Origin of the sequence: Streptomyces sp., from assembly GCF_036566765.1 — a bacterium.
Lineage (GTDB): Bacteria > Actinomycetota > Actinomycetes > Streptomycetales > Streptomycetaceae > Streptomyces.
Genome location: NZ_DATCVQ010000335.1, coordinates 12,899 through 28,397, shown reverse-complemented (window position 1 = coordinate 28,397; position 15,499 = coordinate 12,899). Strand labels below are relative to the sequence as shown.

General features: G+C 73.9%; 18 protein-coding genes. 11 read left to right on the top strand and 7 right to left on the bottom strand.

All coding sequences use genetic code 11. The annotated features are described in order from the left end of the window. The first annotated feature begins 212 nt into the window (after nt 1-212). From VIU94_RS19805 to amaP, 5 genes are read left to right on the top strand one after another with little or no spacing between them, the layout of a single operon-like run. Complete coding sequence (locus tag VIU94_RS19805; RefSeq protein WP_331913166.1) at nt 213-698, top strand: Asp23/Gls24 family envelope stress response protein; 486 nt, start codon at nt 213-215, stop codon at nt 696-698. Between the two features lie 27 nt (nt 699-725). Then, nucleotides 726-917 (top strand): hypothetical protein, encoded by a 192-nt coding sequence (locus VIU94_RS19800; protein WP_331913165.1) that lies wholly within the window; start codon nt 726-728, stop codon nt 915-917. 6 nt (nt 918-923) lie between these two features. Further along, a complete protein-coding gene (locus VIU94_RS19795) occupies nt 924-1,271 on the top strand; it encodes an Asp23/Gls24 family envelope stress response protein (RefSeq protein WP_331913164.1) in 348 nt (115 codons plus the stop codon). After that, nucleotides 1,268-1,885, top strand: coding sequence for a DUF6286 domain-containing protein (locus VIU94_RS19790; RefSeq protein ID WP_331913163.1), 618 nt, complete (start codon nt 1,268-1,270; stop codon nt 1,883-1,885). The genes VIU94_RS19795 and VIU94_RS19790 overlap by 4 nt, the downstream gene beginning before the upstream one ends. A gap of 10 nt (nt 1,886-1,895) precedes the next feature. Then, nucleotides 1,896-2,474: an alkaline shock response membrane anchor protein AmaP gene (gene amaP, locus VIU94_RS19785; RefSeq protein ID WP_331913162.1), complete on the top strand. Its 579-nt coding sequence runs from the start codon at nt 1,896-1,898 to the stop codon at nt 2,472-2,474. Between the two features lie 17 nt (nt 2,475-2,491). On the opposite strand, the gene VIU94_RS19780 is transcribed toward amaP, so the two are convergent. From VIU94_RS19780 to VIU94_RS19755, 6 genes are all read right to left on the bottom strand, one after another. Continuing rightward, nucleotides 2,492-3,247, bottom strand: coding sequence for an SDR family oxidoreductase (locus VIU94_RS19780; protein ID WP_331913161.1), 756 nt, complete (start codon nt 3,245-3,247; stop codon nt 2,492-2,494). A gap of 4 nt (nt 3,248-3,251) precedes the next feature. Beyond that, complete coding sequence (locus VIU94_RS19775) at nt 3,252-5,057, bottom strand: glycoside hydrolase family 15 protein (protein ID WP_331913160.1); 1,806 nt, start codon at nt 5,055-5,057, stop codon at nt 3,252-3,254. Between the two features lie 55 nt (nt 5,058-5,112). Next, nucleotides 5,113-5,898, bottom strand: coding sequence for an SURF1 family cytochrome oxidase biogenesis protein (locus VIU94_RS19770; protein ID WP_331913159.1), 786 nt, complete (start codon nt 5,896-5,898; stop codon nt 5,113-5,115). A gap of 72 nt (nt 5,899-5,970) precedes the next feature. Continuing rightward, entirely contained in the window at nt 5,971-6,204 is a 234-nt protein-coding gene (locus tag VIU94_RS19765) for a metallothionein (RefSeq protein ID WP_331913158.1), read from the bottom strand. A 54-nt stretch (nt 6,205-6,258) separates the two neighbouring features. Next, entirely contained in the window at nt 6,259-7,239 is a 981-nt protein-coding gene (locus VIU94_RS19760) for a DEDDh family exonuclease (RefSeq protein ID WP_331913157.1), read from the bottom strand. A gap of 51 nt (nt 7,240-7,290) precedes the next feature. Next, nucleotides 7,291-7,914 (bottom strand): TetR/AcrR family transcriptional regulator, encoded by a 624-nt coding sequence (locus VIU94_RS19755; RefSeq protein WP_331913156.1) that lies wholly within the window; start codon nt 7,912-7,914, stop codon nt 7,291-7,293. A gap of 105 nt (nt 7,915-8,019) precedes the next feature. Here VIU94_RS19755 and VIU94_RS19750 point away from each other — a divergent pair, with 105 nt between their 5' ends. From VIU94_RS19750 to VIU94_RS19725, 6 genes are all read left to right on the top strand, one after another. Beyond that, complete coding sequence (locus VIU94_RS19750; protein WP_331913155.1) at nt 8,020-8,817, top strand: acetoacetate decarboxylase family protein; 798 nt, start codon at nt 8,020-8,022, stop codon at nt 8,815-8,817. After that, nucleotides 8,817-9,701 (top strand): SDR family NAD(P)-dependent oxidoreductase, encoded by an 885-nt coding sequence (locus tag VIU94_RS19745; RefSeq protein ID WP_331913154.1) that lies wholly within the window; start codon nt 8,817-8,819, stop codon nt 9,699-9,701. The genes VIU94_RS19750 and VIU94_RS19745 overlap by 1 nt, the downstream gene beginning before the upstream one ends. A gap of 97 nt (nt 9,702-9,798) precedes the next feature. Further along, nucleotides 9,799-11,091, top strand: coding sequence for an amidohydrolase family protein (locus VIU94_RS19740; RefSeq protein ID WP_331913153.1), 1,293 nt, complete (start codon nt 9,799-9,801; stop codon nt 11,089-11,091). After that, nucleotides 11,088-12,314 (top strand): amidohydrolase family protein, encoded by a 1,227-nt coding sequence (locus tag VIU94_RS19735; protein WP_331913152.1) that lies wholly within the window; start codon nt 11,088-11,090, stop codon nt 12,312-12,314. The genes VIU94_RS19740 and VIU94_RS19735 overlap by 4 nt, the downstream gene beginning before the upstream one ends. Nucleotides 12,315-12,338: 24 nt before the next feature. Beyond that, entirely contained in the window at nt 12,339-13,064 is a 726-nt protein-coding gene (locus VIU94_RS19730) for a VIT1/CCC1 transporter family protein (RefSeq protein WP_331913151.1), read from the top strand. An 89-nt stretch (nt 13,065-13,153) separates the two neighbouring features. After that, nucleotides 13,154-14,197, top strand: coding sequence for a zinc-dependent alcohol dehydrogenase family protein (locus VIU94_RS19725; protein WP_331913150.1), 1,044 nt, complete (start codon nt 13,154-13,156; stop codon nt 14,195-14,197). Here VIU94_RS19725 and VIU94_RS19720 read toward each other — a convergent pair. Continuing rightward, nucleotides 14,187-15,497 (bottom strand): CoA transferase, encoded by a 1,311-nt coding sequence (locus VIU94_RS19720; RefSeq protein WP_331913149.1) that lies wholly within the window; start codon nt 15,495-15,497, stop codon nt 14,187-14,189. The two genes, VIU94_RS19725 and VIU94_RS19720, sit on opposite strands and share 11 nt — an antisense overlap. Between the last annotated feature and the right edge of the window lie 2 nt (nt 15,498-15,499).

Here is a 15,499-nt window from a genome sequence, read left to right as displayed (position 1 = left end):
AGCGCCTCCCGCGCCGCGCGCTCCGCCAGCCACGCGCCGTCCGCCGCGTCGCCCAGCGGCAGCAGCCGGCTCCAGGCCGGCCGTCCGCGCGCCGCCGCGCGTCCCTCACCCGTCGTCATTCCCCCAGCCTGCCGCATCTCCGGCGCGCGACCGGGCAAGCGCACCTAGTGTGGTCAACGGAGCCCAATCCCTCCCGGAAGGGACGAACGGTGATGACCGATTCCGTGAAGACCGACGAACTGTCCGTCGACGAGCCGAGGCACACGGCGCGCCGCACGTCCGTGACCAAGCGCGGCGGCGGCGATCCGGGGGCCCGCGGCCGCACCACGATCGCCGACGGCGTCGTGGAGAAGATCGCCGGACTGGCCGCCCGGGACGTCGACGGCGTCCACGCCATGGGCAGCGGTCTCTCCCGCACGTTCGGGGCCGTGCGAGACCGGGTCCCCGGCGGCGGCAAGACGTCCGGCGTGTCGCGCGGCGTGAAGGCCGAGGTCGGCGAGGTGCAGACCGCCCTCGACCTGGAGATCGTCGTCGACTACGGCGTCTCCATCGCCGACGTCGCCCGCGACGTCCGGGAGAACGTGGTCGCCGCCGTCGAGCGGATGACCGGCCTGGAGGTCGTCGAGGTCAACATCGCCGTGAGCGATGTGAAGCTGCCCGAGGAAGAGGAAGAGGAGTCGGAGACGCGGCTCCAGTAGCCACGTGTCCGGCGGAAGGAGCTCAGCATGAGCATGGCGGTGGTCGGAATGGTGGCCGGCATGGCCCTCGGCTTCGCCGGGTACTTCGGCGGGTTCGGGGCGTTCCTGCTGATCGCGGCCCTGGGGGCGGTCGGCTTCATCGCCGGCCGGTTCCTCGACGGCGACCTCGAACCCGGCGACCTGTTCCGGGGTCGCGAGCGCGGCGATCGGCGGAGGTGACAGGGGGTGGCCACGTACCGGGTCACCGCCGCCGAACGGGGGTCGACCACGATCGCCGACCGCGTCGTCGCGAAGATCGCCGCGCAGGCCGCGCGTGAGGCCCTCGAAAGCCTGCCCAAGGGCGGCCACAGGCCGCATGCCACGGTCGTGGTGCACCGGGACGCCGCCCACGTCTCCGTCACCCTCGAACTCGACTACCCCTCCGACATCGGCCGGCAGTGCGGGGCGGTCCGCCGCCGGGTCACCGAGCGCGTCACGACCCTGGCCGGCATGGACGTGCCCGAGGTCGCCGTCCAGATCGAGCGGCTGCACTCGCCGCACGCCGGCCACGAGGCACGGGGGAAGCTGCGATGAGCACCGAGACCGAGGCCCAGCCCGCGCCCGAGCCCGAGCAGGTGCCCGTGCTCCAGGACGGTCCCGAGAAGGCCGCCGGCCGTTTCTGGTCCTTCCGCCGCTTTCCCGCCACGCTCCTCGCGATCGTCGTGGTCGGGGCCGTCGGGCTGCTGCTGTACGACGTGGCGGCGGTCCGCGCGGATCGCCGCGCCATGCAGTGGCGGCGCAGCCTCGCCGACGACCTCGCCACCCGGCCCCTCGACGACGTCTTGGTGCTCATCGGCGCGTGCGTCGGCGTCGTCCTCGGCGTCTGGCTGCTCGTCCTGGCGGTCACCCCCGGGCTGCGCGACGTCCTGCCGATGCGCCGCCTGCACGCCGACGTACGGGCCGGGCTCGACCGCGAGGCGGCGGCGCTCGCGCTGCGCGACCGGGCGATGGAGGTCTCCGGCGTCCAGTCGGTACGGGTGCGGGTGGGGCGTAGGAAGGTGAAGGCGCGGGCCCTGTCGCACTTCCGCGAGATCGACGACGTGGGCGCCGACCTGACGACCGTCCTGGACGCCGGCATCGACGAACTGGGCCTCGCCGCGCCGCCCGAACTGCTGCTCCGGGTCGGCCGTACGCCGCGGAAGAAGTGAGGTGACGTCCATGCTGCGGCGCTTCAACCGGGTGCTGCTCGCGCTCGCCGGCCTGATCCTGCTGGTGGTCGGCGGGGCCGTGCTCGCCGCCGGGTTCGACCTCGGCGTGCCCTCGTGGTGGCCCTGGTCCGGCTCCTCGGACGTGCTGCTGTCCAAGACGGGCCGACAGCGGTGGCGCGACGAGGGCTGGTGGTGGCCGACGGTCATCGCGGTGCTCGGCGTGATCCTGCTGCTCGCGCTGTGGTGGCTGGTCGCCCAGTTCCGGCGCGGCCGCCTCGCCGAGGTGCTCGTCGACACCGGCGACGGCGAGGCCGCGGTGGTACGCGGCACGGCCCTGGAGCACGTCCTGGAGGCGGACGTGGCGACCCTGGAGGGCGTGGCCAAGGCTCAGGTCTCGCTGCGCGGCCGGCCCACCGCGCCGACGGCCCGGGTCCGGCTGCTCCTGGAGCCGTACGCCTCGCCCGGCAAGGCCCTGACCGCGCTCACCGACGAGGCCCTGCGCCACGCCCGCACCTCGACGGGCCTCGCCTCGATCCCCACCGAGGCCCGCCTGCGCGCGGTCAAACACCACGCCCGCCGCGTCACCTGAGATGCCGGGCGGCGCCCTCAGAACCCGTGCCGCATCCCGCCGTCCACCGGCAGCATCACGCCGGTCAGGAAGGACGCCGCGGGCGAGAGCAGGAACGCCGCCGCGCGGCCGAACTCCTCCGGGCGGCCGTAGCGGCGCAGCGGGATGTGCGCCTCCTGCGCGGCGCGGGTCGCGTCCGCGTCGCCGGACAGGGCGTCCAGCTCGCGGATCCGGTCGGTGTCCACCCGGCCCGGCAGCAGACCGATCACCCGGATGCCGCTCGGCCCCAGGTCGCGGGAGAGCGACTTGGCGAAGCCCGCCAGGCCCGGGCGGAGGCCGTTCGAGATCGTCAGGCCCGGGATCGGCTCGTACACCGAGCCGGACAGGACGAAGCCGATCACGCCGCCCTCGGTCAGCGCCCCGGCCGCCGTCCGCGCCATCCGCACCGCGCCCAGGAACACCGCGTCGAACGCCGCCTGCCACTGCTCGTCGGTGTTGTCGACGCCGAAGCCGGGCGCCGGGCCGCCGACGCTGATGAGGATGCCGTCGAAGCGCCCGAACCGGGCCTTCGCCTCGGCGATCACCCGTTCCGCCGCCCCGGCGTCCGCGTTGTCCGCCGCCACGCCCAGTGCGTCCGGCCCCAGTTCGGCGGCTGTCTTCGCGACCGACGCCGCGTCCCGCCCGGTCACCACGACCTTCGCGCCGTCCGCGAGCAGCGCCTCCGCGGACGCCCGGCCCAGCCCCCGGGTCGCGCCGGTCACGACGTACACACGGTCCTTCAGTCCAAGATCCATGGAACTATCCTGCCGCCTCGCCCTCCAGGCCGACCACTTCCCCCGAGGCCAGGGCGAGGGCCGTGCCGACCAGGCCGATGTGGCTGAACGCCTGCGGGAAGTTCCCCAGCTGGCGGCCGGCCACCGGGTCGTACTCCTCCGCGAGCAGCCCCACGTCGTTGCGGAGCGCGAGCAGCCGCTCGAAGACCTCCCGCGCCTCGTCCTTCCGGCCGGTCAGCAGCAGCGCGTCCGCCAGCCAGAACGTGCAGGCGAGGAACGCCCCCTCCTGGCCGGGCAGCCCGTCGAGGGCCTTCGCCGGGGTGTAGCGGCGGACGAATCCGCCGTTCCCCAGCTCGCGCCGGACCGCGTCGATCGTGCCGACCACCCGCGGGTCGTCCGGCGGCAGGAAGCCGACCCGGGGGATCAGCAGCGTCGCCGCGTCCAACTCCCGCGAGCCGTACGACTGGGTGAAGGTGTTCCGCTCGGGGTCGTACGCCCGGGCGCACACCTCCGCGTGCACCTCGTCGCGCATCGCCCGCCAGCGCGCCGGGTCCCCGCTCAGGGAGGGGTCCGACTCCAGCGTGCGCACCGCCCGGTCGGCGGCGACCCAGGCCATCACCTTCGAATGGGTGAAGTGACGGCGCGGCCCGCGCACCTCCCACAGCCCCTCGTCCGGCTCCCGCCAGGTCGACTCCAGGAAGCCGAGCAGGCTCAGCTGGAGGTTCCAGGCGTGTGACACGGCCGGGATGCCCGCCTCCCGCGCCTGGAAGAGCGAGTCGACGACCTCGCCGTACACGTCCAGCTGCGACTGTTCCACGGCCGCGTTGCCGATCCGGACCGGGGCGGAGCCCGCGTGGCCGCGCAGCCAGGACAGTGCGGCCTCGGGCAGCCGCCGCTCGCCGGCCGGGCCGTACATGATCTGCAGGTCGGCCGGGTCGCCGGCGACCGCGCGCAGCAGCCAGTCGCGCCAGGCCGCGGCCTCGTCGACGTAGCCCGTCGCGAGCAGCGCGCCGAGCGTGAGGGTGGAGTCGCGCAGCCAGCAGTAGCGGTAGTCCCAGTTCCGTACGCCGCCGATCTCCTCCGGCAGGGAGGTGGTGGGCGCGGCGACGATGCCGCCGGTCGGGGCGTACGTGAGGGCCTTCAGGGTGATCAGGGAGCGCAGCACGGCCTCGCGGTACGGCCCCTCGTAGGTGCAGCGGGCCGACCAGGTCTTCCAGTCCTCCAGGGACTGTGCGAGGGCCTCGAAGGGGTCGATCTGCGGCGGGCGCGCCTCGTGTGAGGGGTGCCAGGTCAGTACGAACGCGACCTGCTCGCCCGCGCCGACGGTGAACGAGCAGCGGGTGCTGTACTGCTGGCCCCAGGTCTTCACCTGAGGCTCGCTGCGCAGCCAGACCGAGTCCGGGCCGGCGATCGCCACCCGGTGGCCGTCGGCGACACGGCGCACCCACGGCACGATCGAGCCGTAGTCGAAGCGCAGCCGGAGCACGGCGCTCATCTCGACGCTGCCGCTCAGTCCCTCGACGATCCGCACGACGTCCGGGTGCTCGTCGCGCTGCGGCATGAAGTCGACGACCTTCACCGTGCCGGTCCGGGTCTCCCAGTACGTCTCCAGGACCAGCGACTCGCCGGCGTAGCCGCGCCGGGTGCAGCGGGACGCGCCGGCCGGGGCGACCGTCCAGTGACCGTTGTTCTCGTCGCCGAGCAGCGCAGCGAAGCAGGCGCCGGAGTCGAAGCGCGGCAGGCAGAGCCAGTCGATCGACCCGTCACGGCCGACGAGGGCCGCGGTCTGCAGATCCCCGATGAGCGCGTAGTCCTCGATACGTTGCGTCACGCTTTGGCGTGTTCCCTGAAGCGGCGACGGCCAATCAGGTACGGGTGCGGACGGCTCAGACCGCGGCGGGGGCGGGCTCCGGGCTCTCGCGCCGGGCCGCCTCCTGGTCCCGCTTCTCGCGGCGGACCAGCACGATCCAGCCGACCGGCACGCCGGACGCGAACAGCCACCACTGCACGGCGTACGCCATGTGCGCGCCGATCGAGTCGTGGTCGGGCTCCGGGATCTGCTCGGGGGAGCCGCCCGGGGCGGCGGGGGCGGTCTGCTCCAGGTAGCCGCCGAGCACCTCGGCGCCGGTGAGCTCGGCCTGCTGGGCGCTGTTGATCAGCATGACCTGACGGTCCGGCAGCCCGCGCAGGTCCTTGATGCCGCTGGCGCCGGTGGTCTCGTCGGCCTTGAGCCGGCCGGTGACGGTCACCTCGCCCTTGGGCGCGGGCGGCACCGCGGGGTACGCCTTCTGGTCCGCGGCGGCGGGCACCCAGCCCCGGTTGACCAGCACGACCCGGCCGTCCTTGAGGACCAGCGGGGTGAGCACGTGCATGCCGACGTTCTCGTCGGCGTTGGTGCGGCGGCGCACGACGACCTCGTGCGCGGTGTCGAAGGTTCCGGTGGCGGTGACCCGGCGCCAGTAGTCGGCGCGCGGGACGGTGTGACCGGGCGAGGTCAGGGTCTCGACGGGGACCGGCTTCGCCTTCAGGTTGTCCGCGATCAGGGCGTTCTGGGCGACCCGGCGCTCATGCCGGTGGAGCTGCCAGAAGCCCAGCTCGATCATCACGGGGATGAGGACGAGGGCGACGAGGGTGAGGATCACCCACTGCCGCGACAACAGGAAGCGGTACACCCCATGACCGTACAACTTGGGTCATGGGGTGTACGCAGCGGGGTTCCGGCCGCCCGGGGCGGCGGGCCCGGCTCAGACCTTGTCGACGATCCCCGCCTTTCCCTCCGCGCGGGCGCAGTGGCCGCCGCAGTACCAGCTGCCCTCGACCTCGACGCCCTGGCCGATGATCTGGACCCGGCAGTGCTCGCAGATGGGCGCCATGCGGTGAATGGCGCAGGAGAAGCAGTCGAAGACGTGCACGGCGCCCTGCGCGTGCACCTCGAAGGACATGCCGTAATCGTTTCCGCAGACCTCACAACGTGCCATGCGCCACAGGGTGGGACACCCCGCCGCCGAACGGCGGGCGGCACGCCCGGCGCGTCACTCGTCTGCCGGGGCCACGTCCCTCAGCAGGTGCGTGAAGGCGGCCTCGTCGACGATCGGCGTGCCGTGCGCCTTCGCCTTGACGGTCTTGGAGGTGGCCGAGTCCGGGTCGTTGGTGACCAGCAGGCTGGTGAGCCGGGAGACGCTGGAGGCGACGTGCAGCCCCGCCTCGACCGTACGGTCCTCGAGCAGCTCGCGGTCGATGGAGGTGTCGCCGGAGAACGCCACCCGCATGCCCTGCTTGAGCGGTTTGTCCGCTTCGTAGCGCCCAGGGTTGGGGTACGGGCACGCCGGCCGCTTCCGCGAGGGCCGCCAGCCGTTCGCCTGGTACGAGGCCTGCCGGCCGATCCGCGCCGAGCCCGCGGCCGGCGACGACACCCACTCCGTCAGCGGCCGGCACTCAAGGAGCGGCAGCCGCACGCCCCGCTCCGCCGCCGCGTGCAGACTCGGGCGGAACGCCTCGGCCAGCACTCGCGCGTCGTCCAGCGCGTTGTGCGCGCGCTGCTGCACGACCCCGAAGTGCGCGGCCAGTGACTCCAGCTTGAGATTGGGCAGCGGCAGCGCCAGCTCCTTGGCGAGCGCGATCGTGCACAGCCGCTGCCGCACCGGGGCGGTCCGCTCGGCCCGCGCGAACTCCCGGGCGATCATGCCCCAGTCGAAGATCGCGTTGTGCGCGACGAGCACCCGGCCGTCGAGCCGCGCGGACAACTCCGCGGCCACCTCCGGGAACAGCGGCGCGTCCGCCAGCAGGTCGCTGGTCAGTCCGTGGATCCAGACCGGGCCGGGATCGCGCTCCGGGTTGACCAGCGTGTACCAGTGGTCCTCGACGTTCCCCTGGGCGTCGAGGCGGTAGACGGCAGCCGACACTATCCGGTCGTCCCGGGCGAGTCCGGTGGTCTCCACGTCGACGACCGCGTACCCCTGCGGGTACGCGGTCGGCCACGCTGCTGCGGTCGTACGGTCGTCGAGCATGGTCATTGAGAATACGGCCCCGCACGGACACCCCGTTCCCCGACGTCCCTCCCCGGCTCAGTCCGGCGGTGCGAGCAGCCCCGTCACCAGCGCCCGCACGGACGCCGCGAACAGTCGCTCGGTGTCCACCGGACGGGCCAGCGCGCGGGCCAGGGACGGGTCCTGATCCGCGGTCTCGACCGCCCACAGCTCCTCCTCGGCGGGCGACTGGGCGGGCGCGCGCTCGCGGTTGCGCTCCACCAGGACATGGCCGACGACATGGAACTGGACCGCGCGCACCACCCCGGCCGCCCGCGCGCCGCGCAGCCCCGCCGCGTGCACCTCGCGGACCAGGGCGCGCTGGGCGGGCAGGAACATGCGCTCCGTCAGCCCGCGTTCGTGCACCATCGCCACCAGATGCGGATGCGCGCGCAGGTCGCGGCGGAGCGCCCGGGCGACCGAGGCGATCCGCTCGGCGGGCGTCGCGCCGCGCGGGCGGATCGTGCCGAGGTCCGCGACGGTCCGCTCGACCAGCGCGTCGAGCAGCGACTCCCGGTTGCCGACGTGCCAGTAGATCGAGGTCACGGCGGTGCCCAGCTCGGCGGCGAGCTTGCGCATCGTCAGGGCGGCCGGGCCGTGCTGCCGCACCAGGGCGGCGGCGGTGTCGAGGACTTCGTCCCGGGTCAGTGCGCTGCGTGCCATGAGTCCCCCAACTCTGTTGCGTGCAGGCCTCTTTACCCTTCGAACCCGCCGGTGTAACTGTGTTACAGAACCGACCCCCGACGAAGCACCGAAGGGCGGTACGTCATGACACGTGTACGGTACGGCGCGCGCACCGAGCAGGAGATCGCGGCGGCGCGCAGCGCGAACGCCAAGCTCCCCGACATCTGGTCCACCGGCGTGGTCGCGGTCTGGGAGACCGACCCGGACGTGGTCGCGGCCGTGCTGCCGCCGCCGCTGAAGCCCGTCGAACGCCCCCTGGTCCGGGTCAACATCAGCCAGGTCGACCTGCCCGGCTACCCGCTCGGCGCCGGCTCGGTGGCGGTCGCCGCCGCCCACGGCGACCAGCAGGGCTGGTACCCGCTGGTCATGCCGATGACCATGGAGCGGGCCCTGACCGGCGGCCGCGAGGTGTTCGGCGAGCCCAAGAAGCTCGGCGAGGTCACCGTCGAGCGCGAGGGCCTGGTGGTCCGCGCCGCGCTCGCCCGGCACGGCATCGCCTTCGTGGAGGTGCGCGGCGCGGTCGCCGGCCCGCTGCCGCTCCCCGAGCCCGCCGACAAGACCGACTTCTACTTCAAGTTCCTTCCCGCGGTGGACGGTTCGGGCTTCGACGACGAACCCGTCCTGGTCCACTGCGTCCGCCACGAGAAGGTGCGGAAGCTGGAGGCGATCACCGGCGACGTGGTGCTGCGCGAGTCCATGTACGACCCGGTCGCCGACCTCCCGGTCCGCCGCCTCGTCGAGATCACCGTCGGCGAGAAGACCACCGACCAGAGGGGCCGGGTCGTCGAGCGGGTCTCGGCCGAGGCCCTGCTGCCGTACATCCACCAGCGCTACGACGACCCCCGGCAGATCCTCGACGGGCCGCCCGAGGGGAGCGTCTGATGCGGCTCGAAGCGGGACAGGTCGCCGTCGTCACGGGTGCGGCGAGCGGCATCGGCCTCGCCATGGCGCGGCGGTTCGCCGTCGAGGGCCTCTCGGTCGTCCTCGCCGACGTCGAGGAGGCCGCGCTGGCGAAGGCGGCGGACGAGCTGATGGAGAGCGGCGCGCACGTTCTGGCCCGGACGGTCGACGTCAGCGAGCCCGACTCGGTGCGGGCCCTGGCGGAGACCGCGTACGACACCTTCGGCGCGGTGCACGTGCTCTGCAACAACGCCGGCGTCGGCTCCGGGGCCGAGGGCCGCATGTGGGAGCACGAGCCGAACGACTGGAAGTGGGCCTTCTCCGTCAACGTGTGGGGCGTCTTCCACGGCATCCAGGCCTTCGTGCCGCGGATGCTCGCGGCCGGCGGCCCCGGCCATGTCGTCAACACCTCCTCCGGCGACGGCGGCATCGCCCCGCTGCCCACCGCCTCCGTCTACGCCGTCACCAAGGCGGCCGTGGTCACCATGACCGAGTCCCTGTACGCCCACCTCAAGGCCGAGGGCGCGCAGGTCGGCGCGTCCGTGCTCTTCCCCGGCCCGCACATGCTGCGCACCGGCCTGTGGGAGTCGCACCGCAACCGGCCCGAGCGGTACGCCAAGCAGCGGCCGCGCAAGGCCCCGTACCGCAGCCTCGACCAGTGGGAGGCGGCGATGAAGGAGGCCGGGCAGGAGGTCGCCTTCACCCCGGTCGAGGAGGTCGCCGAGCACGTCGTCGACGGCATCCGCGCCGACCGCTTCTGGATCCTCCCGGAGAGCGAGCACAGCGACCGCCAGATCCGCGCCCGCGCGCAGTCGATGCTCGACCGCGCGAACCCGTCGTACCTGGAGAGCTTCATTCTCGACTGACCGCCGACCGCGCTGCCCGCCCGGCCGGGGTGTCCGGCCGGGGGCCCGGGGGTTGTCCCCCGGGAAGATGCAGCATTCTCGACTGAGGGGGCCCGCCGTGGCTCACGACGACCCGTACCTGATCATCTCCTCCGACTGTCACGCCGGGCTGCCCACCGAGCAGTACCGGCCCTATCTGGACTCCCGATTCCACCGCGCCTTCGACGACTTCCTCGCCGGGCGCGAGGCCCGCCGCGAGGCGATGACCCGGCTCGGGGTCCGCAACGAGGCGTTCGCGAACAAGTGGTTCAGCGACAACGAGGAAGGGCTGCGCGGCGGTTGGGACACCGCCCAGCGGCTCAAGGAGCTCGACGGCGACGGCGTCGCCGCCGAGGTCGTCTTCCCCGACGCGGACGCCGTCGACAGCCAGACCGCCGCGCCCTTCGGCGTCGGCCTCGGGCTCTCCGGCGACCAGGACCCCGAGCTCGGCATGGCGGGCGCGCAGGCGCACAACCGTTGGCTGGCCGAGTTCGTGGGGGGGAACGCCCAGAACGCAGCACGGCACTGCGGCGTCGCGCTGCTTCCGGTCACCGCCGACACCGACAAGGTCGTCGCCGAGATCCACCGGGCCAAGGAGTCCGGGCTCGGGGCGCTGATGATCCCGTCGATGTGGGTGGACAAGGAGCCGTACCACGACCGCCGCTACGACCCGGTGTGGGCGGCCGCCGCCGAGACCGGGATGCCGCTGCTCACCCACTCCGGCGCGGCCCCGCGCGAGGAGTACGGCGACCACCTGGGCATCTACGTCTCCGAGGTCACCTGGTGGCCCGCCCGGCCGCTGTGGTTCCTGCTCTGGTCCGGCGTCTTCGAGCGCCACCCGGGGCTGCGGTTCGGCGTCGCCGAGTCCGGCTGCTGGTGGCTGCCCAACCTGCTGTGGTTCATGGACCGGCTCTATCTCGGCGCGCACGGCGGCAAGAAGCTGTCCCCGTTCGCCGAGCTGAAGCGGCCGCCGAGCGAGTACCTCGACCGCCAGGTCTTCGTCTGCGCCACCAACACCAAGCGGCGCGAGCTGGCCCAGCGGTACGAGATCGGCGTCGACAACATCCTGTGGGGCAGCGACTTCCCGCACCCCGAGGGCACCTGGCCGCGCACCCGCGCCTGGCTGCGGGACACCTTCCACGACATCCCGGTCGAGGAGACGCGCCGGATGCTGGGCCTGGCCGCCGCCGAGGTGTTCGGCTTCGACGTGGCGAAGCTGGCCCCGATCGCCCGCCGCATCGGCCCCACTCCGGCCGAACTCGGCCAGCCCGCCGACCAGGCGGCCGTCGAGGCGTCCTGGGCGCGCTCGCGCGAGGTGGGCCGGCACTGGCTCACCGGGAACGACTTCCCGGTCATGGGGGTGACGTCATGACGGACCGCTACACCGTGATCTCCGCCGACTGCCACGCGGGCGCGGACCTGTTGGACTACAAGCCGTACCTGGAGAAGCGCCACCACGACGACTTCGACGCCTGGGCGGCCACGTACGTCAACCCGTACGAGGATCTGCTCGCCGACACCGCCGACCGGAACTGGAACTCGGGCCGCCGGCTGCGCGAGCTGGAGGCGGACGGCATCGTCGCCGAGGTCCTCTTCCCCAACACCATCCCGCCGTTCTTCCCGTCCGCCTCGCTCATGGCGCCTGCGCCGACTCGGGAGGAGTTCGCGCAGCGCTGGGCCGGGTTGCGCGCCCACAACCGCTGGCTGGCCGACTTCTGCGCGGACGCGCCGGGACGGCGGGCGGGCGTCGCGCAGATCCTGCTCAACGACGTGGACGAGGCGGTGGGCGAGATCCGCCGCGCCAAGGAGGCGGGGCTCACCGGCGGCATCCTGCTGCCCGGCACGCCGCCCGGCAGCGGGCTCCCGGAGCTGTACTCGGCCGTGTACGACCCGATCTGGGCGGTCTGCGCGGAGCTGGACGTGCCGGTCAACCACCACGGCGGCTCCGCGTCGCCGCCGCTCGGCGACGAGCCGGCCGCGCGGGCGGTCTTCATGGTGGAGACCACGTGGTTCTCGCACCGGGCGCTGTGGCACCTGATCTTCGGCGGTGCCTTCAACCGCCACCCGGAGCTGAAGCTGGTGCTGACCGAGCAGGGCTCGGGCTGGATCCCGGGCGTCCTGGAGATGCTGGACTACTACCACGGCCGGCTGGTCGCGGCGGCGTCGCGGGCCGCCACCGCCGAGTCCAAGTTCGGCGCGGGCCTGGCCGAGTCCATGGGCCGCGGCCCCAGCGAGGTCTGGCGCGACAACTGCTACGTCGGCGCGAGCTTCATGCGCCCGCACGAGGTGCCGCTGCGCGACCGGATCGGCCTCGACAAGATCATGTGGGGCAGCGACTACCCGCACGACGAGGGCACTGCCCCGTACTCCCGCGAGGGGCTGCGGATCGCCTACGCGGGGCTGCCGCGGGACGAGGTCGCGGCGATGGCGGGCGGCAACGCGGCCCGGGTCTACGGCTTCGACCTCGCGTACCTGGACACCCTGGCCGCGGTGCACGGCCCCACGGTCGAGGAGATCGCCGAGCCGCTGAAGGAGGTCCCGGCGGCCGCGACCAGCCCGGCGTTCGCTCCGGGCGGGTCGGTCCGCGTCTGGTGAGGGGGCGGGTGAGACCCTCCCGTCGTGACTGAAGCCCCAGCGCACGACGAGGCCCACGACGAGGCCCACGGCGGCGGACTCGGTTCCCGGCTCAACTGGCTCCGGGCCGCCGTCCTCGGCGCGAACGACGGAGTCGTCTCCACCGCGGGCCTCGTCGTGGGCGTCGCTGGCGCCACCGAGTCCCGGGCCGCGCTGCTCACCGCGGGCCTGGCCGGACTGCTCGCCGGGTCGATGTCGATGGCGGCGGGGGAGTACGTCTCGGTCTCCACCCAGCGCGACTCGGAGAAGGCGGCCCTGGCCGTCGAGCGGCGCGAGCTGAAGGAGCAGCCGGAAGCCGAACTCGACGAGCTGACGGGGATGTTGGCGGCCCGCGGCCTCTCCGTGGACGTCGCCCGCGAGGCCGCCGAGCAGCTCACCGCGCGCGACGCGCTGCGCGCCCACGCCCGCGTCGAGCTCGGCATCGACCCGGACCGGCTCACCAACCCCTGGCACGCGGCCGCCGCGAGCTTCCTGGCCTTCACGGCCGGCGCCCTGCTGCCCCTCCTCGCGATCGTCCTTCCCCCGACCGCCGACCGCGTGTGGATCACGGTCCTGTCCGTCCTGGCCGCGCTGGCCTGCACCGGCTGGTGGAGCGCCCGCCTCGGCGCGGCCCCGCCGTCCCGCGCGGTCCTTCGCAACGTCGCCGGGGGCGCGCTCGCCATGGGAGTGACGTACGCGGTGGGGTCGCTCCTGGGGGCGGCGGGGATCTGACCGCCCCGGGACCGGCCCCGGAGTCGTCCGTTCCGGAATGGGAGTACGGTGTTCGTCGTACAACCGTCTGACAGCGAGGACCGTCCGCCATGCGCGCCACCACCATCCACGCCCCGTTCGACATGCGCGTGGAGGACGTGCCCGACCCGGTGATCCAGGAGCCGACGGACGTCGTCCTGCGGGTGCTGCGCGCCTGCATCTGCGGCAGCGACCTCTGGGCATACCGCGGCGAGTCCGCCCGGCAGCCCGGTCAGCGCATCGGCCACGAGTTCCTCGGCGTCGTCGAGGCGGCCGGCTCCGACGTGTCCGGCTTCGCTCCGGGCGACCTCGTCGTCGCGCCCTTCGTCTGGTCCGACGGCACCTGTGACTACTGCCACGAGGGCCTGCAGACCTCCTGCCCGCGCGGCGGCTTCTGGGGCTCGGCCGGCTCCGACGGCGGCCAGGGCGAGGCCGTCCGCGTCCCCTTCGCCGACGGCACCCTCGTCAAGCTCCCCGCCGACGCCGCGTCCGACGACCGGCTGCTCACCGCGCTGCTCGCGCTCTCCGACGTCCTCGGCACCGGCCACCACGCCGCGCTCGGCGCGGGCGTGAAGCCCGGCTCCACCGTCGCGGTCGTCGGCGACGGCGCGGTCGGCCTGTGCGGGGTCCTCGCCGCCAAGCGGCTCGGCGCCGAGCGGATCATCGCGCTCGGCCGGCACACCGCCCGCACGGACATCGCCCGTACGTTCGGCGCCACCGACGTGGTCGCCGAGCGCGGCGAGGCCGCCGAGGACGCCGTCCGCGAACTCACCGGCGGCCAGGGCGCGCACGCCGTCATCGAGGCGGTCGGCACCGAGCAGTCCATGCGCACCGCCGTCGCCATCACCCGCGACGGCGGCGCGATCGGCTACGTCGGCGTCCCGCACGGCAGCGGCACCGGCCTCGACCTGTCCGTCATGTTCGACCGCAACATCGCCCTGCGCGGCGGCGTGGCGCCGGTCCGCGCCTACATCCCCGAGCTGCTCCCCGACGTCCTGAGCGGCGCCGTCGACCCGTCGCCGGTGTTCGACCTGACGGTCGGCCTCGACGGCGTCCCGGACGGCTACAAGGCCATGGACGAGCGCACCGCGCTCAAGGTCCTCGTCAAGCCGTAGTCCACACCGGGGCGTCCCCGCCCGGCGTCCCCGGCGGGCGCGACCAGCCCGCCGGGCCGCCCTCGTACGACACCGGCGACAGCGCGTGCCGCAGCCGCCCCAGCGGCCCGTCCGTCTCCGTGAGGTATCGCTCGGGCTCGTACCGTGGCAGGGCGTGGGTCAGCCAGTGCCCGGTCTGCGCGAGCGCCAGCCGTACGAGCCGGGTGCCGCCGTCCCGGTCCTGCTCGGTCAGCGAGCGCAGCACGGCCGCCGCGAGCAGGTAGCCGGTGCCGTGGTCCAGGGCCTGCGCCGGCAGCGTCCCCGGTTCCTCGGCCGAGCCCTCTGCCGTCGCGATCCCGGTCGCCACCTGGACCAGGCTGTCGAAGCCGCGCCGCCCGCCCCACGGCCCGTAGTCGCCCCACGCCGAGAGCCGGGCGACCACCAGGCCGGGCCGGTGCGGCTCGAACCGGTCCAGGGCGCCCGGCCGGTAACCGGTGACCAACACGTCGGCCGCGTCGAGCAGTTCGTCGAAGGTGCGGCGGCCCGAGGGGCTCTCCAGGTCCAGGGCGGCCGTCCGCTTCCCGATGTCGGTATCGGCGTGCTGGTCCGGCAGCTCCGGGTTGCCCGGCGGGTCGATCCGCAGCACGTCCGCGCCGAGCAGCGCCAGCGTCCGGGTGGAGACCGGGCCCGCGATGACCCGGGTCAGGTCAAGGACCCGAAGCCGGCCCGAACGCCTCCTGGGCGCGGCCTCGTCCAGCCGCTCCCGGGTCAGCAGCGGGCGCGCGGCCACCTCCCGGCCCTGCTCGTGGGCCGCCCACCGCGCGGGCGTGCGCAGGGCGACGGCCAGGCCCCCGGCCTCGTACACGGCCGTCTCGACGGCCACGGCCGGGCGCTCGGCGATCGCCTGCGCCACCGCGTCCACGGAGTCGGGCACGGCGAGCGCGGCGAGCAGCGCCGCCTTGTGGTGGGGGTAGTTGGCGTGGGTGCGGACCCAGCCGTCGGCGGCCCGCCAGAACCGTGACAGCGGGGCGAAGACGACCGGCGCCCGCCCGTCGACCCGCAGGTGCCGCTCGCTCACGAAGGCCGTCGCGACCGCGCCGTCGTCCACCCGTACCGGGCCCGGCAGGCCCTCGCGCTCGATCGCGGCGAGTCCGGCGACCGCGACCGTCGCCCGGGCCAGGTCCATCACGGGGAGCCGGGCGGGCAGCAGCCCCGACGGTCCCCCGTACGTCACGCGGTCCACCAGGGCGGGATCACCGCCCAGGGCCGACCACAACAGCTCCGTACCGGTGCGCACTGTGTTGTCCATGAGCTTGTCCATGA